The sequence below is a fragment of the Pseudomonas sp. M47T1 genome, from assembly GCF_000263855.1.
Classification (GTDB): Bacteria; Pseudomonadota; Gammaproteobacteria; order Pseudomonadales; family Pseudomonadaceae; genus Aquipseudomonas.
Genome location: NZ_AJWX01000003.1, coordinates 125312 through 151161 on the forward strand (window position 1 = coordinate 125312; position 25850 = coordinate 151161).

23 protein-coding genes and 1 pseudogene are annotated in these 25850 nt (G+C 63.0%); 15 read left to right on the forward strand and 9 right to left on the reverse strand.

Annotated elements, in window-relative coordinates; translation table 11 throughout:
* Positions 1-11 precede the first annotated feature (11 nt).
* The 5 genes and pseudogenes from PMM47T1_RS04440 to PMM47T1_RS04460 all read right to left on the reverse strand — a co-directional run bounded on the left by PMM47T1_RS04440 (position 12) and on the right by PMM47T1_RS04460 (position 4488).
* Positions 12-1022, reverse strand: coding sequence for an SIS domain-containing protein (locus PMM47T1_RS04440; RefSeq protein WP_008366174.1), 1011 nt, complete (start codon positions 1020-1022; stop codon positions 12-14).
* A complete protein-coding gene (gene nagA / locus PMM47T1_RS04445; protein WP_008366176.1) occupies positions 1015-2121 on the reverse strand; it encodes an N-acetylglucosamine-6-phosphate deacetylase in 1107 nt (368 codons plus the stop codon). Before nagA ends, PMM47T1_RS04440 begins: the two co-directional genes overlap by 8 nt.
* Positions 2122-2151: 30 nt before the next feature.
* The gene (locus tag PMM47T1_RS04450) at positions 2152-2883 is read right to left on the reverse strand and encodes a GntR family transcriptional regulator (RefSeq protein WP_008366178.1); all 732 of its coding nucleotides are present in this window, start codon (positions 2881-2883) and stop codon (positions 2152-2154) included.
* Positions 2884-3285: 402 nt separating this feature from the next.
* Positions 3286-3708, reverse strand: a pseudogene (locus tag PMM47T1_RS04455) (L,D-transpeptidase family protein); the annotation flags it as partial.
* Between the two features lie 222 nt (positions 3709-3930).
* Positions 3931-4488 carry an NUDIX hydrolase gene (locus PMM47T1_RS04460; protein ID WP_008366182.1) on the reverse strand — a complete coding sequence of 186 codons (558 nt, stop codon included), beginning with the start codon at positions 4486-4488 and terminating at the stop codon, positions 3931-3933.
* A 149-nt stretch (positions 4489-4637) separates the two neighbouring features.
* Between PMM47T1_RS04460 and PMM47T1_RS04465 the strand changes: the two genes are divergently transcribed.
* The 4 genes from PMM47T1_RS04465 (at position 4638) to purT (ending at position 7370) form a co-directional block, all read left to right on the forward strand.
* Entirely contained in the window at positions 4638-5237 is a 600-nt protein-coding gene (locus PMM47T1_RS04465) for a CoA pyrophosphatase (protein WP_008366183.1), read from the forward strand.
* 41 nt (positions 5238-5278) lie between these two features.
* A complete protein-coding gene (locus PMM47T1_RS04470; protein ID WP_008366185.1) occupies positions 5279-5803 on the forward strand; it encodes a gamma carbonic anhydrase family protein in 525 nt (174 codons plus the stop codon).
* A complete protein-coding gene (locus PMM47T1_RS04475) occupies positions 5803-6003 on the forward strand; it encodes a DUF1289 domain-containing protein (RefSeq protein ID WP_008366187.1) in 201 nt (66 codons plus the stop codon). Before PMM47T1_RS04470 ends, PMM47T1_RS04475 begins: the two co-directional genes overlap by 1 nt.
* A gap of 185 nt (positions 6004-6188) precedes the next feature.
* Positions 6189-7370 carry a formate-dependent phosphoribosylglycinamide formyltransferase gene (purT, locus tag PMM47T1_RS04480; protein WP_008366189.1) on the forward strand — a complete coding sequence of 394 codons (1182 nt, stop codon included), beginning with the start codon at positions 6189-6191 and terminating at the stop codon, positions 7368-7370.
* Between the two features lie 90 nt (positions 7371-7460).
* Here purT and PMM47T1_RS04485 read toward each other — a convergent pair whose 3' ends face one another.
* From PMM47T1_RS04485 to PMM47T1_RS04495, 3 genes are all read right to left on the reverse strand, one after another.
* Complete coding sequence (locus tag PMM47T1_RS04485; protein ID WP_008366191.1) at positions 7461-8774, reverse strand: MFS transporter; 1314 nt, start codon at positions 8772-8774, stop codon at positions 7461-7463.
* Between the two features lie 256 nt (positions 8775-9030).
* Complete coding sequence (locus tag PMM47T1_RS04490) at positions 9031-10257, reverse strand: transporter associated domain-containing protein (RefSeq protein WP_008366195.1); 1227 nt, start codon at positions 10255-10257, stop codon at positions 9031-9033.
* Positions 10258-10268: 11 nt separating this feature from the next.
* On the reverse strand, positions 10269-11081 hold the full coding sequence (locus PMM47T1_RS04495) for a cytochrome C assembly family protein (RefSeq protein ID WP_008366197.1): 813 nt from the start codon (positions 11079-11081) through the stop codon (positions 10269-10271).
* Positions 11082-11271: 190 nt separating this feature from the next.
* Between PMM47T1_RS04495 and ffh the strand changes: the two genes are divergently transcribed.
* From ffh to PMM47T1_RS04525, 6 genes are all read left to right on the forward strand, one after another.
* Entirely contained in the window at positions 11272-12651 is a 1380-nt protein-coding gene (gene ffh / locus PMM47T1_RS04500; RefSeq protein WP_008366198.1) for a signal recognition particle protein, read from the forward strand.
* 247 nt (positions 12652-12898) lie between these two features.
* A complete protein-coding gene (gene rpsP / locus PMM47T1_RS04505; RefSeq protein WP_008366201.1) occupies positions 12899-13150 on the forward strand; it encodes a 30S ribosomal protein S16 in 252 nt (83 codons plus the stop codon).
* Between the two features lie 5 nt (positions 13151-13155).
* Positions 13156-13698: a ribosome maturation factor RimM gene (rimM, locus tag PMM47T1_RS04510; RefSeq protein WP_043300721.1), complete on the forward strand. Its 543-nt coding sequence runs from the start codon at positions 13156-13158 to the stop codon at positions 13696-13698.
* A 3-nt stretch (positions 13699-13701) separates the two neighbouring features.
* Positions 13702-14454, forward strand: a complete 753-nt coding sequence (trmD, locus tag PMM47T1_RS04515) for a tRNA (guanosine(37)-N1)-methyltransferase TrmD (RefSeq protein WP_008366205.1) — start codon at positions 13702-13704, stop codon at positions 14452-14454.
* A 43-nt stretch (positions 14455-14497) separates the two neighbouring features.
* Positions 14498-14848, forward strand: coding sequence for a 50S ribosomal protein L19 (gene rplS, locus PMM47T1_RS04520; protein WP_008366207.1), 351 nt, complete (start codon positions 14498-14500; stop codon positions 14846-14848).
* Positions 14849-15038: 190 nt separating this feature from the next.
* The gene (locus PMM47T1_RS04525; protein WP_008366209.1) at positions 15039-15458 is read left to right on the forward strand and encodes an acyl-CoA thioesterase; all 420 of its coding nucleotides are present in this window, start codon (positions 15039-15041) and stop codon (positions 15456-15458) included.
* Here PMM47T1_RS04525 and PMM47T1_RS04530 read toward each other — a convergent pair.
* On the reverse strand, positions 15455-17260 hold the full coding sequence (locus tag PMM47T1_RS04530; RefSeq protein ID WP_008366210.1) for a cation:proton antiporter: 1806 nt from the start codon (positions 17258-17260) through the stop codon (positions 15455-15457). The two genes, PMM47T1_RS04525 and PMM47T1_RS04530, sit on opposite strands and share 4 nt — an antisense overlap.
* A 103-nt stretch (positions 17261-17363) precedes the next feature.
* Here PMM47T1_RS04530 and xerD point away from each other — a divergent pair, with 103 nt between their 5' ends.
* The 5 genes from xerD (at position 17364) to PMM47T1_RS04555 (ending at position 25830) form a co-directional block, all read left to right on the forward strand.
* Positions 17364-18260, forward strand: a complete 897-nt coding sequence (gene xerD / locus PMM47T1_RS04535) for a site-specific tyrosine recombinase XerD (protein ID WP_008366212.1) — start codon at positions 17364-17366, stop codon at positions 18258-18260.
* Between the two features lie 159 nt (positions 18261-18419).
* Positions 18420-19157: a thioredoxin fold domain-containing protein gene (locus PMM47T1_RS04540; protein WP_008366215.1), complete on the forward strand. Its 738-nt coding sequence runs from the start codon at positions 18420-18422 to the stop codon at positions 19155-19157.
* A gap of 135 nt (positions 19158-19292) precedes the next feature.
* The gene (locus PMM47T1_RS04545) at positions 19293-20597 is read left to right on the forward strand and encodes a homoserine dehydrogenase (RefSeq protein WP_008366217.1); all 1305 of its coding nucleotides are present in this window, start codon (positions 19293-19295) and stop codon (positions 20595-20597) included.
* 121 nt (positions 20598-20718) lie between these two features.
* Positions 20719-22128, forward strand: coding sequence for a threonine synthase (thrC, locus tag PMM47T1_RS04550; RefSeq protein ID WP_008366220.1), 1410 nt, complete (start codon positions 20719-20721; stop codon positions 22126-22128).
* A gap of 105 nt (positions 22129-22233) precedes the next feature.
* Positions 22234-25830, forward strand: a complete 3597-nt coding sequence (locus tag PMM47T1_RS04555) for a transporter substrate-binding domain-containing protein (protein ID WP_008366221.1) — start codon at positions 22234-22236, stop codon at positions 25828-25830.
* The last annotated feature ends 20 nt before the right edge of the window (positions 25831-25850 follow it).

The following is a 25850-nucleotide window of genomic DNA, read 5'->3' on the forward strand; positions in this document are numbered from 1 at the left end:
CGTCGGGCAACTCAGTGGGTGCGGGTCACTTTGCTCAGGTAACGCGGTTGGTCCGGGTTCATGCCGCGCGCCAGGGACAGGCCGGCCGCCATGATGTAGAAACTCTGGATGGTCAGAATCGGGTCCAGGGCCGGGTGGGCGGCGCGGCACAGGTCCAGGTCGCGCCCGACAACGTCATCGGGGGCCGCGAGCAGCACCTTGGCGCCGCGCTCGCGCATGTCGGCAGCCAGTTTGAGCAGGCTTTCCTGTTCGGCGCCGCGTGGGGCCAACACCAGCAGCGGGTAGCCGGCGCCGATCAGGGCCATGGGGCCATGGCGCACCTCGGCACTGCTGAAGGCTTCAGCCTGGATGGCTGAGGTCTCCTTGAGCTTGAGGGCTGCTTCCTGAGCAATGGCGAAACCTGCGCCGCGGCCGATGACCATGAGCTTTTCACAGCCCTTGAAACAGTCGATGGCCGGCTGCCAGTCCACTGCGGCCGCCCGGTGCAGGCCATCGGGCAAGGCCAGGCAGGCGTCCAGCAGTTCATTGTCCTGGCGCCAAAGGCCGATCAGCCGGGCGCTGGCGCTGAGCGAGGCAATGAAGCTCTTGGTGGCGGCCACGCTCAGCTCGGGGCCTGCACACAAGGGCAGGGTGAACTCGCTGGCGTCTTCCAGCGGTGAGCCGTGCGCGTTGACCAGCGCTACGCTCAAGGCCCCGCGCTCGCGCAGCAGGCGCTGGCTGTCGACCAGGTCTGGGCTTTGCCCCGACTGCGAGATGGCCAGCACCATTTGCCCGGCCACCTTGAGCGGCGAATGCTGCAAGGTCACCAGGGACATGGGCACCGAGGCTACCGGTACACCCACCTGTTGCATGGCCAGGTAGGCGAAGTAGCTGGCGGCGTGGTCGGAACTGCCGCGCGCCAGGGTCATGGCCACGTAGGGTGGTTGCTGGCGCAGGCGTTCGGCCAGGGCCATGAGCGCCGGGTCCAGGGCCTGCAACTGGCGGCTGACCGCCTCGTGGGAGGCGCGGGCCTCTTCAAGCATCATGCAAGTCAACGGCTTCTCCTTCTACCATCACATCGGTGAGCATCAGGTGGCGGTCCAGGCGCACGCAGTCGGCCCAGCTGCCAGCTTGCAGGCGGCCGCGGTCGGTCATGCCCAGGTAGTCGGCGGCAAATTGCGACAGGCGCCGCGACGCCTCGTCAAGCGGCACGCCGATCTTCACCAGGTTGCGCAGTGCCAGGTCCATGGTCAGGGTGCTGCCGGCCAGTGTGCCGTCGGCCAGGCGCACGCCGCCCAGGCACTTGGTCACGTGGTTGCTGCCCAGCATGTAGTTGCCGTCGGGCATGCCGGTGGCGGCCGTGGAGTCGGTGACGCAGTACACACACGGAATCGCCCGTAGCGCCGCGCGAATGGCGCCGGGGTGCACATGCAACAGGTCGGGAATCAGCTCAGCAAAGTGCGCATGGGCCAGCGCCGCGCCGACCATGCCCGGTTCGCGGTGATGCAGCGGGCTCATGGCGTTGTACAGGTGGGTGAAACTGCTGGCGCCGGCTTCCAGGGCGGCGACGCCGTCTTCGTAGCTGCCCAGGGTGTGGCCGATCTGCAGGCGTACGCCGCGCTGACTGAGGGTGCGGATCAACTCGTTGTGCCCGGCGATTTCCGGGGCAATGGTGATCACCTTGATGGGCGCCAGGCTCAGGTAGTGGTCCACTTCCTCCAGCAGCGCGGTGTGGGCGAAGTTGGGTTGTGCACCGAGCTTGCCCGGGTTGATGTAGGGGCCCTCCAGGTGCACGCCCAGCACGCGTGCGCTGTTCGGCTGACGCCCCTGGCAGTCATGGGCCAGGCCTGCCAGCACGGCGCTGATCTCGCTGGCCGGTGCGGTCATGGTGGTTGCCAGCAGCGCCGTGGTGCCGAAGCGCACGTGGGTACGGGCGATGGTGGCCATGGCGTCGCCGCCCTGCATGATGTCCTTGCCGCCCCCACCGTGCACATGCAGGTCAATGAAGCCGGGCAGCAGGTAGGGCAGGTCATTGTCGGCCGGGTGGCAGGGCGCGCCCTCGATGGCGATGACCTTGCCGCCTTCGTGCCGCAGGTGGCCACGAATCCAGCCGTGGGGGGTAAGGATGTTGTTTTCGGGCATGGCAGGGGCTCTTGGTTCCGTTAACGCGGTTCAGCGCCGCAGTTCGGCGACAAAGTCGTAGTAATCGTCACGGCAATAGGTGTCGGTCAATTCGATGACCGTGTTGTCTTCCAGGTAGCCGATACGGGTCATCAGCAGCATGGCGGTGCCTGGCTCTATGCCCACGAGGGTGGCGAACTCGGGCGAGGCATTGATGGCGCGAATGTGTTGCAGGGCACGCACCACCGGCCGGCCGATGCTTTCCAGGTACTGGTACAGCGAGTCGCCCAGCGCTTCGGGGTGGGGGAGCAGGGCTGCTGGCAAGGCGCTCATCTCGATGGCCATGACGGTGTCGTCGGCCTTTCGCAGGCGCTTGAGGCGCGCCACCTTGTCGGTGGGCGACAGGCCCAGGCGTATCACTTCCTCGTGGGTAGGCACGACAATACCGCGCTCCAGCCACTGGGAGCTGGGGGCAAAGCCCTTCATGCGCAGCATTTCACTGAAGCTGGAAAGGCGCGACAGCGGTTGTTCCAGGCGCGGCGTGATGAACGTGCCGGAGCCCTGGTTACGGCGGATCAGGCCTTGCTCCAAAAGGATTTCCAGGGCCTTGCGGGCGGTTACCCGCGACAGGCTCAACTGTTCGCTGAGGGTGCGCTCCGACGGCAACGCCTGCTCGGCTTTCCACACACCGGCGTGAATGGCGGCTTCCAGGTTGCGAGCCAGTTGCAGGTACAGCGGCGTGGCCTGGGTGTCGTCGGGGCGCAGCGAGAGCAGGTCGTTCATTGGTGGTGTCCGAAGGCGGTTTATGAGTGTTATGGCGCTTGGGAGTGGTATTCAAAGTAATACCACTTGGATACCACGTCAATACCATTTTATGGGGCTTTTGGAGACTGTCTGTCTGGCCAAAAAGGCGGACAAGGTGAGCTTCGTGACGATGCACGGGCGAAACACATGTAGGCGCGGGTGCTACCCGTGAAAACACAGTCTTGTAGCCGCCTGGCAGCGGTGGCTACGGGCCGTGGGGGGGCTTAAAGGGGCTTGCTTGAGGTCTTTTGGTGTTGTTGAGACCGCGCGCCACCGGTGCGGCGCTTCGCGGGGAGAACCCCGCCCCCACATCTGTTTCTGGCTTGCACTGTCTGCAAGATCACCGCGTCCGCCTGGGAGGCCAGGCAATAGATCGTTGGGCTACGGCCGAATCTCGATCATCGTGCCGTCCTTGACCATGCTCCACAGTTCGCGCATGTCCTGGTTTTTCATGGCGATGCAGCCGTCGGTCCAGTCCAGGGTGTTGAAATACCACTCCGGGTAGTCCTCGCTGTCGGGGGTGCCGTGGATCATGATCATGCCGCCGGGCGGCAGCCCTGCGTTGCGGGCCTTGGCGGCGTCGGTAACGTTGGGGTAGGAAACGTGGATGGCCAGGTTGAAGCGGTCGCTCACCTTGCGCCAGTCCAGCCAGTAGAAGCCTTCGGGGGTGCGCAGGTCGCCTTCGTATTCCTTGGGCCCGTGGGGGCTCTTGCCCAGCGATACGCGGTAGGTCTTCAGCGGCTGGCCGTGGCTGAGCAATTGCAACTGGTGCGCCGACTTGAGCACCAGCACCTTGTCGATCACCGCGTTGGCCAGGGCCGGGGGCACGCTGGGGGTAACGCTGTGCACGGGGTCGATGACGTTGGGCGCCAATTCCGACAGCGGTTTTTTTTCGATGGTGACGGTGAACGCAGCCGAAGACAGGGAGGCGAACGACAGACAGAAGAGGGCAAGCAACCAGCGCATTTAACGATCAATCCTGCAGGTAGAGTCGCACCCCGCTTGCGCCGGTGCCGCGTGACACGGTCAGGTCAAGGTCTGCGCCAACCCGTGCAGCGGCGGCAGAAATTCGTTGCGCACCGGGTAGTGTTGCCCCAGGCGGTCAGCAAAGAAGCATTCTAAGGTACGGTTGATCGTGGGGAAAGCCAGCTCCGACCAAGGTATCTCGGCTTGTTCGAACAAGCGCACTTCCAGGCTTTCCTCGCCCACGGCGAACGCCAGGTCGGCGAGTTCGGCGCGGAAAAACACATGCACCTGGCTAATGTGCGGCAAGTCGAACAGCGTGTACAGCGCCAACTGGCGGACGCGTGCGCAGGCTTCTTCCTCGGTCTCGCGGCTGGCGGCCTGTTCCAGGGTCTCGCCGTTTTCCATGAACCCGGCAGGCAGGGTCCAGTAACCGCGGCGCGGCTCAATGGCGCGTCGGCACAACAATACGCGGTCGCCCCACACAGGCAGGCATCCGGCGACTATATTGGGGTTCTGGTAGTGAATGAATTCACAGGCCCCGCACACATAGCGCAGGCGATTGTCACCTTGCGGAATGAGCTGGGTTACCGGGTTGCCGCACTGGCTGCAGAATTTCATGTCGGGCTTCCTGATCGCTGCGCCTATCTTGGCGCCAAGTGGCGGCGGGTAGCAAGCGCCCGGCACGTACGCTCATGCACCGACAAGGGGGTTGGGCAGGGCGCGGCTTTGGTGCATGATTGCCCCTAGGCATCGAATTGAGAGAGACCATGCTGGACGAGCTACTGCGTCGAATGAGCAGCCACAGGCCACGGACCCTGGAGACCGACCATCGCTTTCCCGAGGCGGCCGTACTGCTGCCCATCACCCGTAGCGACGAACCCGAGCTGGTGCTGACCCTGCGCGCCAAGGGGCTCTCCACCCACGGCGGCGAAGTGGCGTTTCCCGGCGGCCGCCGCGACCCCGAGGACCCGGACCTGGTGTTCACCGCCCTGCGCGAGGCCGAGGAAGAAATCGGCCTGCCGCCCGGCCTGGTCGAGGTGTTGGGGCCACTGAGCCCATTGATTTCCAAGCATGGCCTGAAGGTCACGCCTTTTGTCGGGGTGATCCCCGATTTCGTCGAATACCGCCCCAATGATGCGGAAATTGCCGCCGTGTTCAGCGTGCCCCTGGCGTTCTTTCGCGAAGACCCGCGCGAGCACACCCACCGCATCGACTACCAGGGCCGCAGTTGGTACGTACCCAGCTACCGTTTCGGCGAGTACAAGATCTGGGGCCTGTCGGCCATCATGATTGTCGAGCTGGTGAACCTGGTCTACGACGCCGACATCAGCCTGCATCGCCCCCCTGAGCATTTCACGTCAATTTGAGCGGACACCCGAGCCGCCTTTGCCTGCCTGAGGACTACCCGATGAAATACCGCCTGGGCGACGCCCGTGTCGACACCCATCCTTCCAGTTGGGCCGCGCCCAATGCCACGTTGATCGGCAATGTGCGCTTGCAGGAAAACGCCAGCGTCTGGTTCGGCGCAGTGCTGCGCGGTGACAATGAGCTGATCGACATTGGCCCGGACAGCAATGTCCAGGACGGCACCGTGATGCACACCGACATGGGGTCGCCCTTGACCCTGGGGCGCGGTGTTACAATTGGCCATAACGCCATGCTGCATGGTTGCACGGTGGGCGATTACAGCTTGATCGGCATTAATGCAGTGATCCTCAATGGCGCGAAAATCGGCAAGCACTGCATCATCGGCGCCAACGCGTTGATCGCCGAGGGCAAGGAAATTCCCGACGGTTCGCTGGTGATGGGCTCGCCCGGCAAGGTGGTCCGCGAGCTGACCGAGGCGCAAATGAAAATGCTCGAGGGCAGCGCTGCCCATTACGTACACAATGCCCGGCGCTATGCGCGGGATCTGGCCCCCCAGGAAGACTGATGACCAACGAACGCCCCGTCGCCTCGCCCTGCGTGCAGGTGTGCGCCCTGGATGACGACGACATGTGCACCGGCTGCCAGCGCACGGCCGCCGAAATCACCCGCTGGGGCCGCATGGACAACGATGAGCGCCGCCAGGTGCTGGTCAAGTGCCACGAACGCGCCGTGGCCGCCGGCATGATGTTCGTCGCCGGCGCCTGACCTTGTTGGAGCTGGCTTGCCAGCGAACGCTTGGGGGCGCCTGAAAAACTCGCTGGCAAGCCAGCCCCTCCAAGTGCTCGGCGGTCGAGTCACAGCGCCGCCACTGTGCGATTGATGTAAAATGCCCGCCTTGGTGGGCCGCACCCGGGCGGCCCGCGATAACCTGTTCCCCTTAAGGACCTGAAATGACCCGTATCGGAACTCCACTGTCGCCGACCGCGACGCGCGTACTGCTGTGTGGCTGCGGCGAGCTGGGCAAGGAAGTGGTGATCGAGCTGCAACGCCTGGGCGTTGAAGTGATTGCCGTCGACCGTTATGCCAATGCCCCCGCCATGCAGGTCGCCCACCGCAGCCATGTGATCAACATGCTCGATGGCGCCGCGCTGCGTGCGGTGATCGAGGCCGAGAAACCGCACTACATCGTGCCGGAAATCGAAGCCATCGCCACCGCTACCCTGGTGGAGCTGGAGTCCGAGGGCTTCACCGTGGTGCCCACTGCCCGCGCCGCTCAGCTGACCATGAACCGCGAAGGTATCCGTCGCCTGGCCGCTGAAGAGCTGGACTTGCCGACCTCGCCTTACCACTTCGCCGACACCTTCGAAGAGTACCGCAAGGCCGTCGAAGACCTGGGCTTCCCGTGCGTGGTCAAGCCGGTCATGAGCTCGTCGGGCAAGGGCCAGAGCCTGCTCAAGCGCAATGATGACATTCAGAAAGCGTGGGACTACGCCCAGGAAGGCGGCCGTGCCGGCAAGGGCCGGGTGATCATCGAAGGCTTCATCGATTTTGACTACGAAATCACCCTGCTGACCGTGCGTCACGTGGGCGGTACAACCTTCCTGGCCCCGGTTGGTCACCGTCAGGAGAAGGGTGACTACCAGGAGTCCTGGCAGCCCCAGGCCATGAGCCCGGTGGCGCTGGCAGAATCGGAGCGTGTGGCCAAGGCTGTCACTGAAGCATTGGGCGGTCGTGGTCTGTTTGGCGTGGAGTTGTTCGTCAAAGGTGATCAGGTGTGGTTCAGCGAAGTGTCGCCGCGCCCTCATGACACCGGCCTGGTTACCCTGATTTCCCAGGACCTGTCGCAGTTTGCCCTGCATGCCCGCGCGATCCTCGGCTTGCCGATTCCGCTGGTACGCCAGTTCGGCCCGTCGGCCTCGGCGGTGATTCTGGTGGAAGGCAACTCCACCCAGACCGCCTTCGCCAACCTGGGCGCTGCCCTGAGCGAGCCGGACACTGCGCTGCGCCTGTTCGGCAAGCCCGAAGTGGCTGGCCAGCGCCGCATGGGCGTGGCCCTGGCGCGTGACGAGTCTATCGACGCCGCCCGCTCCAAGGCCACCCGCGCCGCCCAGGCCGTTACTGTAGAGTTGTAATCGTGCCTGTGGGAGCTGGCTTGCCAGCGAGTTTTTTGTCAGGCCCTGAAAAGCTCGCTGGCAAGCCAGCTCCCACCTCTGATGGCCGCGTTATGCTACCTGACTCAGGTCCTCATCCCGCGTTTCCTTCAGGCACAGCACTGCCAGCACACTGAGCACCGCTGCTGCCGACACATACCCGCCTACCCAGCTCAACCCGCCCATGGTTACCAGCTTTTGCGCGGCGAACGGGGCTGCCGATGCGCCGACGATGCCGCCCAGGTTGTACGCCGCCGATGCGCCGGTATAACGCACGCGGGTGGGGAACAGTTCGGGCAGCAAGGCGCCCATGGGCGCGAAGGTGAAGCCCATCAGAAACAGTTCGATGCTCAGGAACAGCGTCACGCTGAGGGTCGACCCTTGGGTGAGCAGCGGCTCCATTGCAAAGCCCGAAACAATCGCCAACACACCGCCGAACACCAGCACCGGTTTGCGCCCGAAGCGGTCGCTCAAGGCTGCCGAAATCGGTGTGGCCAAGGCCATGAACAACACCGCAAAGCACAGCATGCCCAGAAAGCTTTCACGGCTATAACCCAAGCTGGCCACGCCGTAGCTCAGGGAAAACACCGTGGAGATATAGAACAGCGCGTAGCACACCACCATGGACGCCGCGCCGAGCAGCATCGGGCGCCAATACTGGGCAAACAGTTCCGCCAGCGGCAGCTTGAGTTTTTCATGGTTAGCCATGGCCTTGGCGAATACTGGGGTTTCCTCCAGTTTCAACCGCACGTACAGCCCTACCATTACCAACAGTGCGCTGAGCAGAAACGGCAGGCGCCAGCCCCAGGCGCGGAACTGCTCGTCGCTGAGCAGCACGGCCAGGCTCAGGAACAGGCCGTTGGCGGCGAGAAAGCCAATGGAGGGCCCCAACTGCGGGAACATGCCGAACCAGGCACGCTTGCCCTTGGGCGCGTTCTCGGTGGCCAGCAGCGCCGCGCCGCCCCATTCGCCGCCCAACCCCAGGCCTTGGCCAAAGCGCAACACGCACAGCAATACGGGCGCCCAGGCGCCGATTTGATCGTAACCGGGCAGTACGCCAATCAAGGTGGTACACACGCCCATCAGCAGCAGCGACGCCACCAGGGTGGACTTGCGCCCGATGCGATCACCGAAATGGCCGAACAGCGCCGAGCCCAGCGGGCGGGCGAGAAAGGCGATGCCAAAGGTGAGGAAGGCCGAGAGCATCTGCGCGGTGGCCGAGCCCTGGGGAAAGAACACCGGGCCGATCACCAGCGCGGCGGCGGTGGCGTACACGTAGAAGTCGTAGAACTCGATGGCAGTGCCGATGAAACTGGCGGTGGCCACGCGGGCAGTGGAATTGAGCGGCTTGTCGACGCCGCTGGCAGCATAGGTGCTGGTGCTCATGGCAGGTTCCCTGGCAATCATGATTATTATAAGTGCGGGGCAGGGTGGGCCGCAGGAGTGCGCCGGTGCACCTCCGTGCGGGTAGCAGGGGTGTCGGCAGTTGGCCGTGTAAGCTTGCTCGATTATATGAATTGCGCAAGGTGGCGCAACCCCCGCAGGAGCTGCCGCCAGGCTGCGAAGGCGCGCACCGCGCGCCCGTGATCTACGTCACACCGTCGAAGGTCCTGCGCACCTCTTCGCAGCCTGGCGGCAGCGCCTACGAGTTGCTGGTATGCCAGATCAGCACGCGGGTTACGCGGTTCTCTTCGGCTTGCAGGATTTCCAGGCGGTAGCGGCCTATTTTCAGGCACACCGAGCAGTCGGGGATGCTTTCCAGCGCCTCGGTCACCAGCCCATTGAGGGTCTTGGGGCCGTCGCTGGGCAAATGCCAGCCCAGGGTCTTGTTCAGTTCGCGAATGGACGCCGCGCCGTCCACCACAAAGCGACCATCCGCCTGCGGGTGCACATGGGGGTTGTCCATGGTGTGCTCGTCTTCGAACTCGCCGACAATCTCTTCGAGGATGTCTTCCAGAGTGACGATGCCCTGCACTTCGCCGTATTCATCCACCACGATGCCCAGGCGTCGCTGCTGCTTGTGGAAATTGAGCAGTTGCAGGTGCAGCGGGGTGCTTTCGGGCACGAAGTAGGCGTCGTAACAGGCTGCCAGCAACGCCTCAATGGTCAGCTCGCCCTTGGGCAGCAGGTGGCTGACCTGGCGGGTGTTGAGTACCTTTTCCACCTGGTTGATGTCATTGTGGTACACCGGCAGGCGGGTGTGGCGGCTGATGATCAGCTGTTCGGCGATCTTCTCGATCGGCTCGTCCAGGTTCAGGCCGTCGACTTCGCTGCGCGGCACCAAGATGTCGTTGACGGTGATGCGGTTCAGCGAATGCAGGCCGCCCAGCAGGTTCGAGGCGTCGGACTCCTCGTCCTGTTCCGCGTCATCTTCAGGCTCGTCGCTGCGCGGTTCGTCGTGTTGGCGCGCAATGGGCGTGGCGATGGGCGCGAACGGCTTGAGCAATAGACGGGCAATGCCACTGAACGGCCATACCAACGGGTACAGCAACTTGAGCGGCAGGCGCAGCAGGGAGTTGCCCAGGCCGATGAAGGGCTCGGGGTAACGGCGTGCCAGCAGGCGCGGCAGGTATTCGCTGAAGGTCAGCAGCGCTGCGGCCATGATCAGGCCGCCCATCCACAGGCCTTTCACATGCCAGTGGTACACCGCTACGAACACGCCCAGCACCACGGCCAATACGCGGCACAGGGTGTTGCACAGCACCAGGCTTTCCAGCGGGAAGGCCAGGCTGGGGCGCTCGCCCACCTTGCGCCGGGTGCGCAGGGCCGCCAGGTGATTGCGGGCGGTTTCAACGCCTGTGAACAGTGCCGACCAGAGGATCGACAGAAGCACGACACCCAGCATCGAGCCCAACGGCAGATTGTCCATTTACGCGCCCGTCAGATGTGCAGAATGTATTCGCGAACCAGTTTACTGCCGAAATACGCCAGCATCAGCAGGCAGAAACCGGCCAGGGTCCAGCGAATGGCCTTGTGACCCCGCCAGCCCAGGCGGTTGCGGCCCCACAGCAGCACACTGAAGACGATCCAGGCCAGGCAGGCCAGCAGGGTCTTGTGCACCAGGTGCTGGGCGAACAGGTTTTCCACGAACAGCCAGCCGGAAATCAGTGACATCGACAGCAATGCCCAGCCGGCCCACAGGAAACCGAACAGCAGGCTTTCCATGGTTTGCAGAGGCGGGAAGTTCTTGATCAGCCCGGCCGGGTGCTTGTGCTTGAGCTGGTGGTTCTGCACCAGCAGCAACAGCGCCTGGAATACTGCGATGGTGAACATGCCGTAGGCCAGGATCGACAACAGGATATGCGCGAGCATGCCCGGTTCTTCATTGATCAGGGGCACCGTGCCCTTGGGAATGAACTGCGCGATCAGCGTGGTCACCGCGCCCAGGGGGAACAGCAGCAACAGCAGGTTCTCCACCGGAATGCGCGTGCAGGCAATCAGCGTCAGGGTGATGACGGCGGCGGAGATCAGACTGGCGGCGCCAAAAAAGTCCAGGCTCAGGCCCAGGGGCGTGATCAGCTGGAATTTGAGCGCGACGGCCTGGGCCACCACGGCGAGGGCGCCGATGACATACAACAGGCGTTTGTCGACCGCGGCGCGCTGGCTGACTCGGGTGCCCTGATAGGCGGTCGCAGCGGCATAAAGGAAGGCGGCGGCGAGGCTGGGTAGCAAACTGGGTGACAAGGGGAGCATAAGTCCTGTGGAGCAAGCCCTAAAGGCGCTGAGTGTGGCATAGAAGGGCGGTCTGACGAAAGACTGGTGCGGCACTGGTGTGCGTGGCGCGGACTTCTCGCTATAATCGCCGACCTGCCCTCGCCGCGCCTCTACTTATCACGGGCCAGGCTGCTTAACCTCGGTTCAATTGAGCCTGAAAGGATCGCGCATGTTTGAAAACCTTACCGAACGTCTTTCGCAGACGCTGCGCCACGTAACTGGCAAGGCCAAGCTGACGGAAGACAACATCAAAGACACCCTGCGTGAAGTGCGCATGGCGTTGCTGGAAGCCGACGTCGCCCTGCCGGTGGTGAAGGACTTCGTCAACAAGGTCAAGGAACGCGCGGTCGGCACGGAAGTGTCGCGCAGCCTGACGCCTGGCCAGGCATTCGTGAAGATCGTCCAGATCGAACTCGAAGGCCTGATGGGCGCGGCCAACGAAGACCTGGCGTTGAACGCCACGCCACCGGCCGTGGTGCTAATGGCTGGTCTGCAGGGCGCGGGTAAAACCACCACCGCCGGCAAGCTGGCGCGCTTCCTCAAAGAGCGCAAGAAGAAGAGCGTGATGGTGGTGTCGGCCGACGTGTACCGTCCGGCGGCCATCAAACAGCTCGAAACCCTGGCCAACGACATCGGCGTGACGTTCTTCCCGTCCGACATCAGCCAGAAGCCGGTAGCCATCGCCGAAGCGGCGATTCGCGAAGCCAAGCTGAAATTCATCGACGTGGTCATCGTCGACACCGCCGGCCGTCTGCACATCGACGCCGAGATGATGGGCGAGATCCAGGCCCTGCATGCGGCCATCAAGCCGGTGGAGACGCTGTTCGTGGTCGACGCCATGACCGGCCAGGACGCCGCCAACACCGCCAAGGCCTTTGGCGACGCGCTGCCGCTCACCGGTGTGATCCTGACCAAGGTCGACGGCGACGCCCGTGGTGGTGCCGCGCTGTCGGTGCGCGCCATTACCGGCAAGCCGATCAAGTTCATCGGCATGGGCGAGAAGACCGAAGCGCTTGAGCCTTTCCACCCGGATCGTATCGCCTCGCGGATCCTGGGCATGGGCGACGTGCTCAGCCTGATCGAGCAGGCCGAGCAGACCCTGGATAAAGAGAAGGCCGACAAACTGGCCAAGAAGCTGAAGAAGGGCAAGGGCTTCGACCTCGAAGACTTCCGCGACCAGCTGCAGCAAATGAAGAACATGGGTGGCCTGGGTGGCCTGATGGACAAACTGCCGAGCATCGGCGGCATGAACCTGTCGCAGATGGGCAACGCCCAGAACGCCGCCGAGAAGCAATTCAAACAGATGGAAGCCATCATCAACTCCATGACCCCGGCCGAACGCCGTGACCCTGACCTGATCAGCGGTTCGCGCAAACGTCGGATCGCCATCGGTTCCGGCACCCAGGTGCAGGACATTGGCCGCTTGATCAAGCAGCACAAGCAGATGCAGAAGATGATGAAAAAGTTTTCCACCAAGGGTGGCATGGCCAAGATGATGCGCGGCATGGGCGGCATGCTGCCCGGCGGTGGTGGCATGCCCAAGATGTGATTACCCGCGCAAGCCCCCGGGCTTGCGCCGTTCGCAACCTTGCGAACACTGCGGTAAGCCTGCTTCGGCAGGTCCATCGGCCACCCCTGGGGTGGCCATATACGGCAAATCAGTCGGGCGCGTGTTTGGCGCCGGAAAAAGGCATTTGCAAAAGTCCGGATATTCCTTGAGAATATGCGGCCTTTCGGGCACCCGTGTGCCCGCTGTGCATTATGATTTGCAGCACCGACTACAGGAACGATGTTCAATGCTAACCATCCGTCTTGCCCGTGGCGGCTCTAAAAAGCGCCCATTCTACCAACTGACCGTGACCGACTCGCGTAACCCGCGTGACGGCTCGCACAAAGAGCACGTTGGCTTCTTCAACCCAGTGGCTCGTGGTCAGGAAATCCGCCTGTCCGTGAACCAAGAGCGCGTCAACCACTGGTTGAGCGTTGGTGCACAGCCTTCTGAGCGCGTTGCTCAGTTGCTGAAGGAAGCTGCCAAGGCTGCGGCCTGAGCAATATGAACGCGACGCCTACTACTACTGCTGATGATTTGATCGTTATCGGCAAGATTTTTTCGGTTCACGGCGTTCGCGGCGAAGTGAAGGTTTACTCCTTTACTGATCCGATAGACAACCTGTTGGACTACAACACCTGGACGCTCAAGCGCGAAGGTAGCGTTGACAAGCAGGTAGAGCTGGTCAGTGGACGCTTGCAAAGCAAGTTCCTGGTCACAAAGCTCAAGGGCCTCGAAGACCGTGATGAAGCCATGCTTCTGGCCGGTTACGAGATCTGCGTGCCGCGTAACCTTTTTCCTGACCTGACCGAAGGCGAGTACTACTGGTACCAGCTGGAAGGCCTGAAAGTCATCGACCACCTCGGGCAATTGCTCGGGAAGATCGATCACTTGCTGGAGACTGGCTCGAACGATGTGATGGTCGTCAAGCCTTGCGCTGACAGCCTGGATGATCGCGAACGCCTGCTGCCCTATACAGAGCAGTGCGTGTTGGCCATCGACCTGGTTGCAGGCGAAATGAAGGTTGATTGGGATGCGGACTTCTAGGCAATGGCGAGCCTGCGCGTAGAAGTGATCAGTCTGTTCCCCGAGATGTTTTCGGCTATCAGCGAGTACGGCATTACCAGCCGCGCGGTGAAACAGGGGTTGTTGCAACTTACCTGTTGGAACCCGCGGGACTACACCACTGATCGTCACCATACGGTGGATGATCGTCCGTTTGGTGGTGGCCCGGGCATGGTAATGAAGATCAAGCCCCTGGAAGACGCGCTGGCCGAGGCCAGGAACGCAGCGGGGGAGTCGGCGAAGGTCATTTACCTGTCGCCGCAAGGCCGCCAGCTGACTCAGCAGGGGGTTCGCGAACTGGCTGAATCGGAGTCTTTGATTCTGATTGCAGGTCGCTATGAAGGCATTGACGAGCGGTTCATTCAGGCTCATGTCGATGAAGAGTGGTCGATTGGTGACTATGTACTGTCTGGCGGTGAGCTGCCGGCGATGGTCCTGATCGATGCGGTTACACGACTGCTGCCCGGAGCTTTAGGGCATGCGGACTCCGCGGAGGAAGATTCCTTCACGGATGGGCTGCTGGATTGCCCGCACTACACCCGACCGGAGGTGTATGCGGATCAGCGTGTTCCCGACGTATTGCTAAGTGGCAATCATGCACATATCCGGCGCTGGCGTTTGCAGCAGTCCCTTGGGCGGACCTACGAACGACGTGCCGATCTTCTGGAAAGACGCTCGCTTTCTGGAGAAGAGAAGAAGCTGCTCACGGAGTACCTCAGTGAGCGGGACGATAGTTAACGTATCGATGGTAGATCACAAGGATTTACCTTAGGAGCACAGCATGACCAACAAAATCATTCTGCAACTCGAAGCTGAGCAGATGACCAAAGAAATCCCGGCCTTTGCCCCGGGCGACACCATTGTCGTTCAGGTGAAAGTGAAGGAAGGCGATCGCGCTCGTCTGCAGGCGTTCGAAGGCGTTGTTATCGCCAAGCGTAACCGTGGTGTGAACAGTGCTTTCACTGTTCGTAAAATCTCCAACGGCGTTGGCGTAGAGCGTACTTTCCAGACCTACAGCCCGCAGATCGACAGCATGGCCGTGAAACGTCGTGGTGACGTGCGTAAAGCCAAGCTGTACTACCTGCGTGATCTGTCGGGTAAAGCAGCTCGCATCAAGGAAAAACTGGTTTAACACCGGTCTACCGATGCAAGAAGAAAGCAGCCTGCGGGCTGCTTTTTTGTACCCGAAATTCAGCTTTGCCATTACCTGTAGAGGCGGGCCGCGTCCGCGAACGCCGCGCCGCAATTTGCCTGGCGTACCGAGGTGCCGGGTTCGCGGGCACGGCCCGCTCCTGCAGGCGGTGCAAACCAGCAGGTTTTCCATGGCCCCACGCGACTTCGAAATTCAGCGCCGCACCGACCTGTCGGTCAGCCGCGTCACCAAGGCGGTGTTCCCGCCCACCACCAACCATCACAACACCCTGTTCGGCGGCACCGCCCTGGCCTGGATGGACGAAGTGTCGTTCATCACGGCCACGCGCTTCTGCCGCTTGCCGCTGGTGACCGTGTCCACCGACCGCATCGACTTCAACCACCCCATCCCGGCCGGCAGCATCGTCGAACTGGTGGGCACCGTGGTGAAGGTCGGCAACACCAGCCTGAAGGTTTTGGTCGAGGTGTTTGTCGAGAGCATGAGCTGCGATGGCCGCGAAAAGGCCATCGAAGGCGTGTTCAGCTTTGTCGCCATCGACGATGACAAGCGCCCGGTGCCAGTGCTGCCGGGCTTTGCCAGGGCCGATTAAGCGTCGGGTTCTTTCTGGATCAGCGCCACCAGCGTCCAGCCGGGGCCGGGCTTGAGGGTGCTGTGGGGCGTCATCACGTGTACCCACTGGCTGTCGTCACGGGCGAACAGTAAGGTGGCGCGTTCGCCGTGCAGGGCCTGGTAGGCCTCCCAGCCAAAGCCCTCGGTCAAGGTAGTGCTGTACAGCTCGGCACCACGATTGAGTTGCTGGGACAGTTGCTGAAAGGTCAGCGCTGGCAGGCCCAGGGTTTCGCCACGGTGTTCGTGGCTGGCGCGGTGCTTGTCGCTGCGCTTGCTCTCCAGGCCGCTGGCCAGGGAGAACAGCCGGCGGTGGCCGAAGTCATGGCGGAAGCGCGCGCAGGCCAGGGCATTGAGCTCGCCGGCCGGGGACAAACCGAGCAAGTGGCCCAGGCCCACCAGGTCCAGGTGGGCATCAGCGTGCTGCGAGGCCGGGTTGCCGAAATACACGGGCAGGCCGTCCATGCGCGCGGCGCTGATGTTTTCCCAGCTGGAGTCGGTCAGTAGCACGCGGCTGCCCAGTTGCTGCAAGGCCTTGGCGATATTGCGCGCCGGTGCGCTGGCGCCCACGATCAAAAAGCCGCTGGGGGCGGGCTCGGCCACTTTCAGCAGGCGCGCCAAGGGGCGGGCGGTGGCGCTCTGCAGCAGCACGGTGCCAATGATCACCGCGAACGTCAGGGGCACCAACAGCAATGCGCCTTGCTGACCTGCCTCGTTTAGGCGAATGGCGAACACCGCCGACACGGCGGCGGCGACAATGCCGCGCGGCGCAATCCAGGCCAGCAGGGCGCGTTCGCGCCAGGCCAGGTTGGAGCCTGCGGTGCTCAGCAGCACATTCAATGGGCGCGCGATAACCTGGATCACCACCAGTAGCGCCAATACTACCGGGCCCAGGGCAATCATGGCGCGCAGGTCCAGGCGCGCCGCCAGCAGAATGAACAGCCCGGAAATCAGCAGCACGCTGAGGTTTTCCTTGAAGTGCAGGATCTGCCGTACATCCACGCCCTTCATGTTGGCCAGCCACATGCCCATCAACGTCACCGCCAGCAGGCCGGACTCATGCATCACCTCGTTGGAAACGATGAAAATCGCCAGCACTGCCGCCAGCGAGGCCAGGTTGTGCAGGTATTCCGGCAACCACTGGTGGCGCATCACCAGCCCCAGCAGCCAGCCCCCCGCCACGCCAAAAAGCGCGCCGCAACCAATCACCCCGGCAAACACCAGCAGGCTGTGGCTCAAGCCGCCGTCGGTAGTGCTGGAAATGATGAAGCTATACACCACTACCGCCAGCAGCGCGCCAATGGGGTCGATGACAATGCCTTCCCAGCGCAGAATATTGGCGATTGTCGACTTGGGCCGCACCACGCGCAGCATGGGCACGATCACCGTCGGGCCCGTCACCAGGGTCAGCGCGCCGAACAGCAGGGCCAGCATCCAGTCGAAACCCAGCAGCCAGTGGGTGGCCAGGGTGATGACTGCCCAGGTGGACAGGGCGCCAATGGTCACCAGGCGGTGCACCACGCTACCGATTTCCTTCCATTCCGACAGGTGCAGGGTGAGGCTGCCTTCGAACAGAATCAGCGCCACCGCCAGTGACACCAGCGGCATCAACAAGGAGCCGAACAGCGCCTGGGGATCCAACCAGCCCAGTATCGGGCCTACCAGGATGCCCGTTAGCAGCAGGAACAGGATGGCCGGCAGTTTCAGGCGCCACGCCAGCCACTGGCAGGCCAGCGCGGCAACGCCGATGCCGCCCACTGCCACTAATATCTGTTGTTCATTCATCCGTGCTTCCTAGAAAATGGTCGGATCAGGCAAGACTAGCCGCAGGGCGGCCGAGTCACTTAATTTATCCGGCGCGCCTGCGTCGGTCTTTTTACGAGTTTCCATGGCCGCCATTGACCACCCTCTGATTGACCAGTTCCTCGACGCCCTCTGGCTGGAGAAAGGGCTGTCGGAAAACAGCCGCGGCGCCTATCGCAGCGACCTGACTTTGTTCAATGGCTGGCTACAGGAAAAAAGTGTTGAACTGCCCCATGCCGGCCGCGAGCTGATCCTCGATCATTTGGCCTGGCGGGTGGATCAGGCCTATAAGCCGCGCTCCACCGCGCGTTTCCTGTCGGGGGTGCGCGGTTTCTATCGTTACCTGCTGCGCGAGAAACTGATCGCCGTGGACCCGACCCTGCAGGTGGATATGCCGCAGCTGGGTCGGCCGCTGCCCAAGTCGCTGTCGGAAGCCGACGTGGAGGCCTTGCTCAAGGCGCCGGACCTGAGCGAGCCGATCGGCCAGCGTGACCGTGCCATGCTCGAGGTGCTGTACGCCTGCGGGCTGCGGGTGACTGAACTGGTGAGCCTGACCCTGGACCAGGTCAACCTGCGCCAGGGCGTGCTGCGGGTGATGGGCAAGGGCAGCAAGGAGCGCCTGGTGCCCATGGGCGAGGAGGCGGTGGTGTGGGTCGAGCGCTTCCTGCGCGAGGGCCGCGGCGACCTGCTGGGCGGGCGCCCCAGCGATGTATTGTTCCCCAGCCAGCGCGGCGAACAGATGACCCGCCAGACCTTCTGGCATCGCATCAAGCACCAGGCCAGCGTGGCCGGCATCAGCAAGTCGCTGTCGCCGCACACCCTGCGCCACGCCTTCGCCACGCACCTGCTCAACCACGGCGCCGACCTGCGGGTGGTGCAGATGCTGCTGGGCCACAGCGACCTGTCCACCACACAGATCTACACCCACGTGGCCCGCGCCCGCCTGCAAGAACTGCACGCCCGCCATCACCCGCGTGGCTGACAGGCGAATACCGAACATCTCTTGTTGCCTTGCCAGTCGGACACGCCCGGCGAATGTGGTAGGCTTGGACGGTTATCAAAGCGGGCATCGAAGGCAGGCTGTTTCCGGACCGCCCGACCAGCACGATTGGCCCCTTAGTCCGCTGCCTCAGGAGTTCCCATGCGCGTGACCCGAATTCTCGCTGCCGCCGCCCTTGCGCTGCTCAGCACCGTGGCCCTGGCCGACGACAAGGCCGAACAGGCCATCCGCAAGACCCTCGCCGCCTTGCAACTGGACACGCCGGTGGAAAGCATCGCCGCCAGCCCGCTCAACGGCCTGTACGAAGTCAAGCTGCAAGGCAGTCGCGTACTCTACGCCAGCGCCGACGGCAAGTTCGTGATGCAGGGCTACCTGTTCCAGGTGCAGGACGGCAAGCCGGTCAACCTCACCGAAATCACCGAGCGCCAGGGCGTGGCCAAGACCATCAACGGCATTCCGGCCGCCGAAATGGTTGTGTTCCCGGCCGTGGGTGAGACCAAGTCGCACATCACCGTGTTCACCGACACCACCTGCCCGTACTGCCACAAGCTGCATGAAGAAGTGCCTGCGCTGAACAAGATGGGCATCGAAGTGCGCTACCTGGCGTTCCCGCGCCAGGGCCTCGGTTCGCCAGGTGACGAGCAGTTGCAGGCCGTGTGGTGCTCCAAGGACCGCCAGGACTCGCTGACCAAACTGATCAACGGCAAGAACGTCGACACTCCAGCCAAATGCGCCAACCCGGTGAGCAAGCAGTTCGCCCTGGGCCAATCCATCGGTGTCAACGGCACGCCCGCCATCGTCCTGGAAAACGGCGAGATGATTCCTGGCTACCAGCCGGCCCCGCAAGTCGCCAAGCTGGCCCTGGGCGCCAAGGGCTGATGCGCGCCGCCTTGCTGTCATCAAAGATCAAGGCCTGACGGGGATGCCCGCCAGGCCGTAATTTACCAAGCCGCACCGGTGTGCGGCGGTTTGTCACGGCCGACCCTGCGTCGGCCGTTTTATGGGGAGTTCAGAGTGAAACCGGTCAAAGTAGGCATCTGTGGGTTAGGTACCGTCGGTGGCGGCACCTTCAACGTACTTCAGCGCAACGCCGAGGAGATTGCCCGCCGTGCCGGGCGTGGAATCGAAGTGGCTCAAATTGCCATGCGTTCGCAAAACCCGAATTGCCAGATTACCGGTACCCCCATTACCAACGATGTCTTCGCAGTGGCCACCAACCCTGAGATCGATATCGTCATCGAATTGATCGGCGGCTACACCATCGCTCGCGAACTGGTGCTCAAGGCCATCGAGAATGGCAAGCACGTGGTCACCGCCAACAAGGCGCTGATTGCCGTGCACGGTAACGAGATCTTCGCCAAGGCCCGCGAAAAGGGCGTGATCGTGGCGTTCGAAGCGGCCGTGGCCGGCGGTATCCCGGTGATCAAGGCCATTCGCGAAGGCCTGTCGGCCAACCGCATCAACTGGGTGGCCGGCATCATCAACGGCACGGGCAACTTCATCCTCACCGAAATGCGCGAGAAGGGCCGTACCTTCGAAGACGTGCTGGCCGAGGCCCAGGCCCTGGGCTACGCCGAAGCCGACCCGACGTTCGACGTCGAAGGCATCGACGCTGCGCACAAGCTGACCATCCTGGCGTCCATCGCCTTTGGCATCCCGCTGCAGTTCGACAAGGCCTACACCGAAGGCATCACCCAACTGACCACTGCCGACGTGAACTACGCCGAAGCCCTGGGCTACCGCATCAAGCACCTGGGCGTGGCCCGCAGCACCGCCGCCGGCATCGAACTGCGCGTGCACCCCACGCTGATCCCGGCCGACCGCCTGATCGCCAACGTCAATGGCGTGATGAACGCCGTGATGGTCAACGGTGACGCCGCCGGTTCCACGCTGTTCTACGGCGCTGGCGCCGGCATGGAGCCTACCGCTTCCTCCGTGGTCGCCGACCTTGTGGACGTGGTGCGCGCCATGACCAGCGACCCGGAAAACCGTGTGCCGCACCTGGCCTTCCAGCCCGACTCGCTGTCGGCGCACCCGATCCTGCCGATCGAGCAGTGCGAGACCGCTTACTACCTGCGCATCCACGCCAAGGACCACCCGGGCGTGCTGGCCCAGGTTGCCAGCATCCTGTCGGAGCGTGGCATCAACATCGAGTCCATCATGCAGAAGGAAGTCGAGGAACAGGACGGTCGCGTGCCGATGATCCTCTTGACCCATCGCGTGCAGGAACAGCGCATGAACGATGCCATCAAGGCCCTGGAAGCGCTGGAAGGCGTGGTCTGCCCCGTTGTCCGCATCCGCGTCGAGCATCTCAATTAATTGAGAGCTGCTAGCTGTAAGCTGCAAGCGGCAAGCAAGTCGGCGCAAGTTCTGAAACTTGCGTGCACTTGCTTGCAGCTTGTAGCTTGAGGCTTGAAGCTCAAACCAAAGGTTTGGAACCATGCGTTATATCAGTACTCGCGGCAAAGCCCCTGCCCTGAACTTTGAAGATGTGCTGCTGGCTGGCCTGGCCAGTGATGGCGGTTTGTACGTGCCGGAAAACCTGCCGCGCTTCACTGTGGAAGAAATTGCCTCGTGGGCCGGCCTGCCGTATCACGAACTGGCGTTCCGCATCATGCGCCCGTTCGTCACCGGCAGCATCCCGGACGCCGACTTCAAGAAAATCCTCGAAGAAACCTACGGCGCGTTCGCCCACAACGCCGTGGCACCGCTGCGTCAGCTCAACGGCAACGAGTGGGTACTGGAGCTGTTCCACGGCCCCACTCTCGCGTTCAAGGACTTTGCCCTGCAACTGCTGGGCCGCTTGCTGGACTACACCCTGGCCAAGCGCGGCGAGCGCGTGGTGATCATCGGTGCCACCAGCGGTGACACCGGCTCGGCGGCCATCGAAGGGTGCAAGCACTGCGAAAACGTCGACATTTTCATCCTGCACCCGTATCAGCGCGTGTCGGAAGTACAGCGCCGGCAGATGACCACGCTGTTCGGCGACAACATCCACAACATCGCCATCGAAGGCAACTTCGATGATTGCCAGGAAATGGTCAAGAACAGCTTCGCTGACCAGAGCTTCCTGAAGGGCACTCGCCTGGTAGCGGTAAACTCGATCAACTGGGCGCGCATCATGGCCCAGATCGTCTACTACTTCCATGCGGCCCTGCAGCTGGGCGGCCCAGCGCGCTCGGTGTCTTTCTCGGTGCCTACCGGCAACTTCGGCGACATCTTCGCCGGTTACCTGGCGCGCAACATGGGCCTGCCGATCAACCAACTGATCGTCGCCACCAACCGCAACGACATCCTGCACCGCTTCATGAGCGGCAACCAGTATGCCAAGCAAACCCTGCACGCCACCCTGTCGCCGTCCATGGACATCATGGTCTCGTCGAACTTCGAGCGCCTGCTGTTCGACCTGCACGGTCGCAATGGCGCAGCGGTTGCCGGGCTGATGGACACCTTCAAGCAAGGTGGCGGCTTCAGTGTCGAGCAAGAGCGCTGGACTGAAGCGCGCAAGCTGTTCGATTCCCTGGCGGTCAGCGACGAAGCCACCTGCGAGACCATCGCCGAGGTCTTCGCCCAGACCGGCGAAGTCCTCGACCCGCACACCGCCATTGGCGTCAAGGCAGCGCGCGAATGCCGCCGCAGCCTGGACATCCCAATGGTAGTGCTGGGCACCGCGCACCCGGTCAAGTTCCCGGATGCCGTGGTCAAGGCCGGCGTTGGCAAGGCCCTGGAATTGCCAGCGCACCTCACGGATCTGTTCAGCCGTGAAGAGAAGTGCACGGTGCTGCCGAACGACCTGAAAGCCGTGCAGGCCTTCGTCAGCCAGCATGGCAATCGCGGCAAACCGCTGTGATTGACTAGATCTGCAACACATAAAGCCCGTCACTCGACGGGCTTTATCATTTCTACGTGTCAAACTTGAGCCTGGACCATTCCCTCCGGGTACAAGGACACGGGCATGAAGCACTCGCATCACGCATGGACACGCTGGCTGCTGGGCTGGCTGGCGCTGTTTTGCCTGGCGTTTTGCAGCTCCGTGCAGGCCGCGCAAAGCCTGCCCTTCACCTTGATGCCCGCTTTTACCCAACTCGAACCCCTGGCGCTGCCCGCCAGCGACCGCGCGTGGCTGGACCAGCACCGCATGCTGCGGGTGGGGGTGTCGATCACTGATCACGAGCCGGTCGACATTACCGTGGACCGCAACCGCTACCGCGGCATCAGCGCCGACTACCTCAACCTGATCGCCAGCCGGCTTGGTGAGCCGCTGCAGATTCACGGGTTCACTCGCCGTGAAGAGGCCGTGGAGGCCCTTGAAAACGGCGATATCGATATCCTTACCAGTGCCAACGGCTTCGAGCGTCAACGTCAGGGGTTGGCGTTTAGCCGCCCTTATATGCCCGACGACGCCGTGGTGGTGCAACGTCAGGCGCTCTCCGGGCCGATGCCGCTTAGTGGCGCCAAGATTGCCGTGCTGGACGGTTACGTAGACCTGGACGTGCTGCACGCGGCTTATCCACACAGTGAAATCGTGGTGGCGCCCAGCTTGGCCAGCGGATTGGAGGCGGTGGCCCAAGGCGACGTGCAGGCGTTCATCGGCAACGAAGTGGTGGTGCGCGCCTACAGCGCGCTGCGGCCGTTCATGGGCCTGCGCGTGGCCGACAGTGCGCGCCTGCCGGCCGTGGGCTTCGCGTTTGCCGTGCGTGCCGGTGACAGGCAGTTGCTGTCGATGCTCGACCGCGCGCTGACCAGCATCGACCCCTCCCTGCGCCGGGAAATCCTGGGGCGCTGGACGGCGGGCCTGGGCTCGGACATAGCTCAGCCCCGCGTGGCCCTGAGCGAGGAAGAACAGGCCTGGCGCCGGGCGCACCCTGTGGTTCGGGTGGTTGCCAGCGATTACCCGCCGTACTTGTACCGCGACCGGCAGGGTAACTGGGTAGGCCTGAATCGCGACGTACTGGCCACCATCTCCTCCATGAGCGGCCTGCAATTCGAGTTTGTCCCTTCGGCGTCCATTGCCCAGAGCCTGGAAGCGTTGCGCACGGGCACCGCCGACATGAACACCACTTTGTCGGAGAATCCCGAGCGCAAGGCGTTACTGGGTTTTTCCCATTCCTATGGCGGGCAGGGCTGGGTGCTGGTGGTGCGGGGCAATGGCCCGGCGGTGACCTCGCTGGACGAGATGGCCGGACGGATCCTTGTGTTGCCCCGGCAACATGCACTGGAAAGTACCGTGCGCGACGAATATCCGAACATTCATCTGCGCCTGGTGGACACCTATGACCAGGCCCGCGACCTGGTGCGCAAAGGCGAGGCCGACGCCACCCTGGACAGCGAAGTCAGTGCGTGGCGATCCATCGGCCGCTACCCGCCTGGGGAGCTGAAAGTAGGCCGCAGCATCGATGGCCGCTGGGCCTCCGACCGGTTTGCGGTGCGCCTGGATGAGCCGCTGTTGTTGAGCATTCTCAACAAATCACTGGAAGCCTATCCGGTTGCCGAGCTGCGTGCGGTGCGCCTCAAATGGCTGGGCGCCGTGGACGGCGCGCCACCGGTGTGGCAACGCATAGCGCCGTGGGTGTGGTGGTTGCTGGCAGCTGCGCTCTTGTTCGGCCTGGTGTCGCTGATGTGGAGCAGCCGCCTGAAAGCGCAGATACTGCAACGCCAGCAGGCCGAAGAAGCCCTGAACGACCAGTTGGCGTTTCAGCGGGCGTTGCTCGATGGCATTCCCAACCCTATCTACGTGCGCGACCTGCAGGGGCGCATGGTGATGTGCAACAAGAGCTACGAGACGGTCTTTTCCACTCGGTTGGAGCTGGTGCGCGGCAAGTTGTTGCCCGAGGTGTCGTTGATTGCCCCGGACAAGGCCGCGCAGTTGCACGCCGACTACCTGAAACTGCTGGAGGACCAGCAGCCGCTGTTCATCGACCGCCAGATAGAACTCGATGGGCAGGCCGTGCAAGCCTGGCAGTGGATGGTGCCGTTCTACCGCGCTGATGGCCAATTGCAGGGCATGCTGGGTGGCTGGATAGACATCAGCGAGCGCAAGCGCCTGGAAGACGAACTGGTAGAGGCTCGACAGGTGGCCGAGCGGGCCAGCCAGGCCAAGAGCGCATTCCTGGCCACCATGAGCCACGAGATCCGTACGCCCATGGCTGCCATCATTGGCTTGCTGGAACTGGAGCGTGAAATGGCCCGGGCCCGTGGCAGCCAGCCTTCCCAGGCGCTGGACGTGGCCTATCAGTCGGCCCGGGACCTGATTGCGCTGATCGGCGACAGCCTGGACCTGGCCAAGATCGAATCCGGCAGCCTGCAATTGGCCCAGGAGGCCACGCCGTTGCGGCCGTTCTTCGAGGCCATTGTGCAGCTGTTCAGTGCGCAGGCGCAGCACAGGCATTTGTCGTTGAACCTGAACATGAATGCCAACGCCGACGGTGTCTACTGGTTCGATGCGCTTCGGCTGCGCCAAGTGATTCACAACCTGCTCAGCAATGCCTTGAAGTTCACCCATGAGGGCAGCGTGAACCTGGAGGTGCAGACAGTCGACGAGGGCCACCTGCGCATTGATGTGCGCGATACTGGCGTGGGTATCGATGCTCAACAGCAGGCGCGGCTATTCAAGCCGTTTGTCCAGGTAGGCGCCCCGGACGAGCAGGAAACCCGCGGTACAGGCCTGGGGCTGAGTATCTGCAAGCAACTGGTCAGCCTGATGGGCGGCAGCATCGTGCTGCACAGCTGCCCGGGCCAGGGCACCCAGGTTACCTTGGACCTGGACTTGCCACGGGTGGCGGCAGTGCCCCAGGCGCCGCCGCCGGTGGCCCAAGGCAGACCCGCCAGGGTTTTGCAGGTGTTGGTGGTCGACGACTTGTCAGCCAATCGCCTGGTGCTGAGCCAGCAGGTGGGTTTCTTCGGTCACCAAGTGCATGCGGTGGGCAGCGGCCAGGAGGCGCTGGCGTACTGGCAGGCGCAGCCGGTGGACCTTGTCATTACCGACTGCAACATGCCCGGCATGAGCGGCTATGGGCTGGCACAGGCCATACGCGAAGCCGAAGCGGCAAGCGCTCAGGCGCCGCTGCCCATCATCGGTTGCAGCGCCAATGCCTTCAGCGACGAAACCGAGCGCTGCCGGCAGGCAGGCATGAACCAGTTGCTGGTCAAACCGATTGCCCTGGAGCGTCTTGGGCAGTTGCTGGCCTCCCTGGCCGTGTTGCCCAGCTTCGATATCCAGACCTTGCGACGCATCACCCAGGCCAATCCCGAGGCCATGCAGCGCATGCTGGTGGAGCTGCGCAAAAACCTCGCCGATGAGAGCTCCACGCTGGAATTTGCCGTGGCCGGGGTGGACTGGGCGTCGATGCGTACGTCACTGCACCGGCTCAAGGGCGTGGCGTGCCTGATTGATGCCGCGCCCATGGCCAAGGCTGCCGCTGCGCTGGACGCCAGTGCGCGGGCGCGCCGCAGCGATTCGGGCGGTGAGCAGTGGGCAACGCTCAAGGAATGCATGAAAACATTGATCCAGGACATAGAAACGCAACTTTGGGAAATGCCCTACAAAGATTAGGACTTGTCCTATGTGTCGAC

Excerpts from the sequence above, each read along its gene's own strand:
- PMM47T1_RS04525 (WP_008366209.1), top strand. The coding sequence starts at position 15,039 with ATGGCCCCACGCGACTTCGAAATTCAGCGCCGCACCGACCTGTCGGTC.
- PMM47T1_RS04540 (WP_008366215.1), top strand. The coding sequence starts at position 18,420 with ATGCGCGTGACCCGAATTCTCGCTGCCGCCGCCCTTGCGCTGCTCAGC.
- rplS (WP_008366207.1), top strand. The coding sequence starts at position 14,498 with ATGACCAACAAAATCATTCTGCAACTCGAAGCTGAGCAGATGACCAAA.
- rpsP (WP_008366201.1), top strand. The coding sequence starts at position 12,899 with ATGCTAACCATCCGTCTTGCCCGTGGCGGCTCTAAAAAGCGCCCATTC.
- PMM47T1_RS04460 (WP_008366182.1), bottom strand. The coding sequence starts at position 4,488 with ATGAAATTCTGCAGCCAGTGCGGCAACCCGGTAACCCAGCTCATTCCG.
- PMM47T1_RS04530 (WP_008366210.1), bottom strand. The coding sequence starts at position 17,260 with ATGAATGAACAACAGATATTAGTGGCAGTGGGCGGCATCGGCGTTGCC.
- PMM47T1_RS04495 (WP_008366197.1), bottom strand. The coding sequence starts at position 11,081 with ATGCTCCCCTTGTCACCCAGTTTGCTACCCAGCCTCGCCGCCGCCTTC.
- purT (WP_008366189.1), top strand. The coding sequence starts at position 6,189 with ATGACCCGTATCGGAACTCCACTGTCGCCGACCGCGACGCGCGTACTG.
- PMM47T1_RS04475 (WP_008366187.1), top strand. The coding sequence starts at position 5,803 with ATGACCAACGAACGCCCCGTCGCCTCGCCCTGCGTGCAGGTGTGCGCC.
- trmD (WP_008366205.1), top strand. The coding sequence starts at position 13,702 with ATGGCGAGCCTGCGCGTAGAAGTGATCAGTCTGTTCCCCGAGATGTTT.
- PMM47T1_RS04470 (WP_008366185.1), top strand. The coding sequence starts at position 5,279 with ATGAAATACCGCCTGGGCGACGCCCGTGTCGACACCCATCCTTCCAGT.
- PMM47T1_RS04450 (WP_008366178.1), bottom strand. The coding sequence starts at position 2,883 with ATGAACGACCTGCTCTCGCTGCGCCCCGACGACACCCAGGCCACGCCG.
- xerD (WP_008366212.1), top strand. The coding sequence starts at position 17,364 with ATGGCCGCCATTGACCACCCTCTGATTGACCAGTTCCTCGACGCCCTC.
- nagA (WP_008366176.1), bottom strand. The coding sequence starts at position 2,121 with ATGCCCGAAAACAACATCCTTACCCCCCACGGCTGGATTCGTGGCCAC.
- PMM47T1_RS04440 (WP_008366174.1), bottom strand. The coding sequence starts at position 1,022 with ATGCTTGAAGAGGCCCGCGCCTCCCACGAGGCGGTCAGCCGCCAGTTG.
- thrC (WP_008366220.1), top strand. The coding sequence starts at position 20,719 with ATGCGTTATATCAGTACTCGCGGCAAAGCCCCTGCCCTGAACTTTGAA.
- PMM47T1_RS04490 (WP_008366195.1), bottom strand. The coding sequence starts at position 10,257 with ATGGACAATCTGCCGTTGGGCTCGATGCTGGGTGTCGTGCTTCTGTCG.
- PMM47T1_RS04465 (WP_008366183.1), top strand. The coding sequence starts at position 4,638 with ATGCTGGACGAGCTACTGCGTCGAATGAGCAGCCACAGGCCACGGACC.
- PMM47T1_RS04555 (WP_008366221.1), top strand. The coding sequence starts at position 22,234 with ATGAAGCACTCGCATCACGCATGGACACGCTGGCTGCTGGGCTGGCTG.
- ffh (WP_008366198.1), top strand. The coding sequence starts at position 11,272 with ATGTTTGAAAACCTTACCGAACGTCTTTCGCAGACGCTGCGCCACGTA.
- rimM (WP_043300721.1), top strand. The coding sequence starts at position 13,156 with ATGAACGCGACGCCTACTACTACTGCTGATGATTTGATCGTTATCGGC.
- PMM47T1_RS04485 (WP_008366191.1), bottom strand. The coding sequence starts at position 8,774 with ATGAGCACCAGCACCTATGCTGCCAGCGGCGTCGACAAGCCGCTCAAT.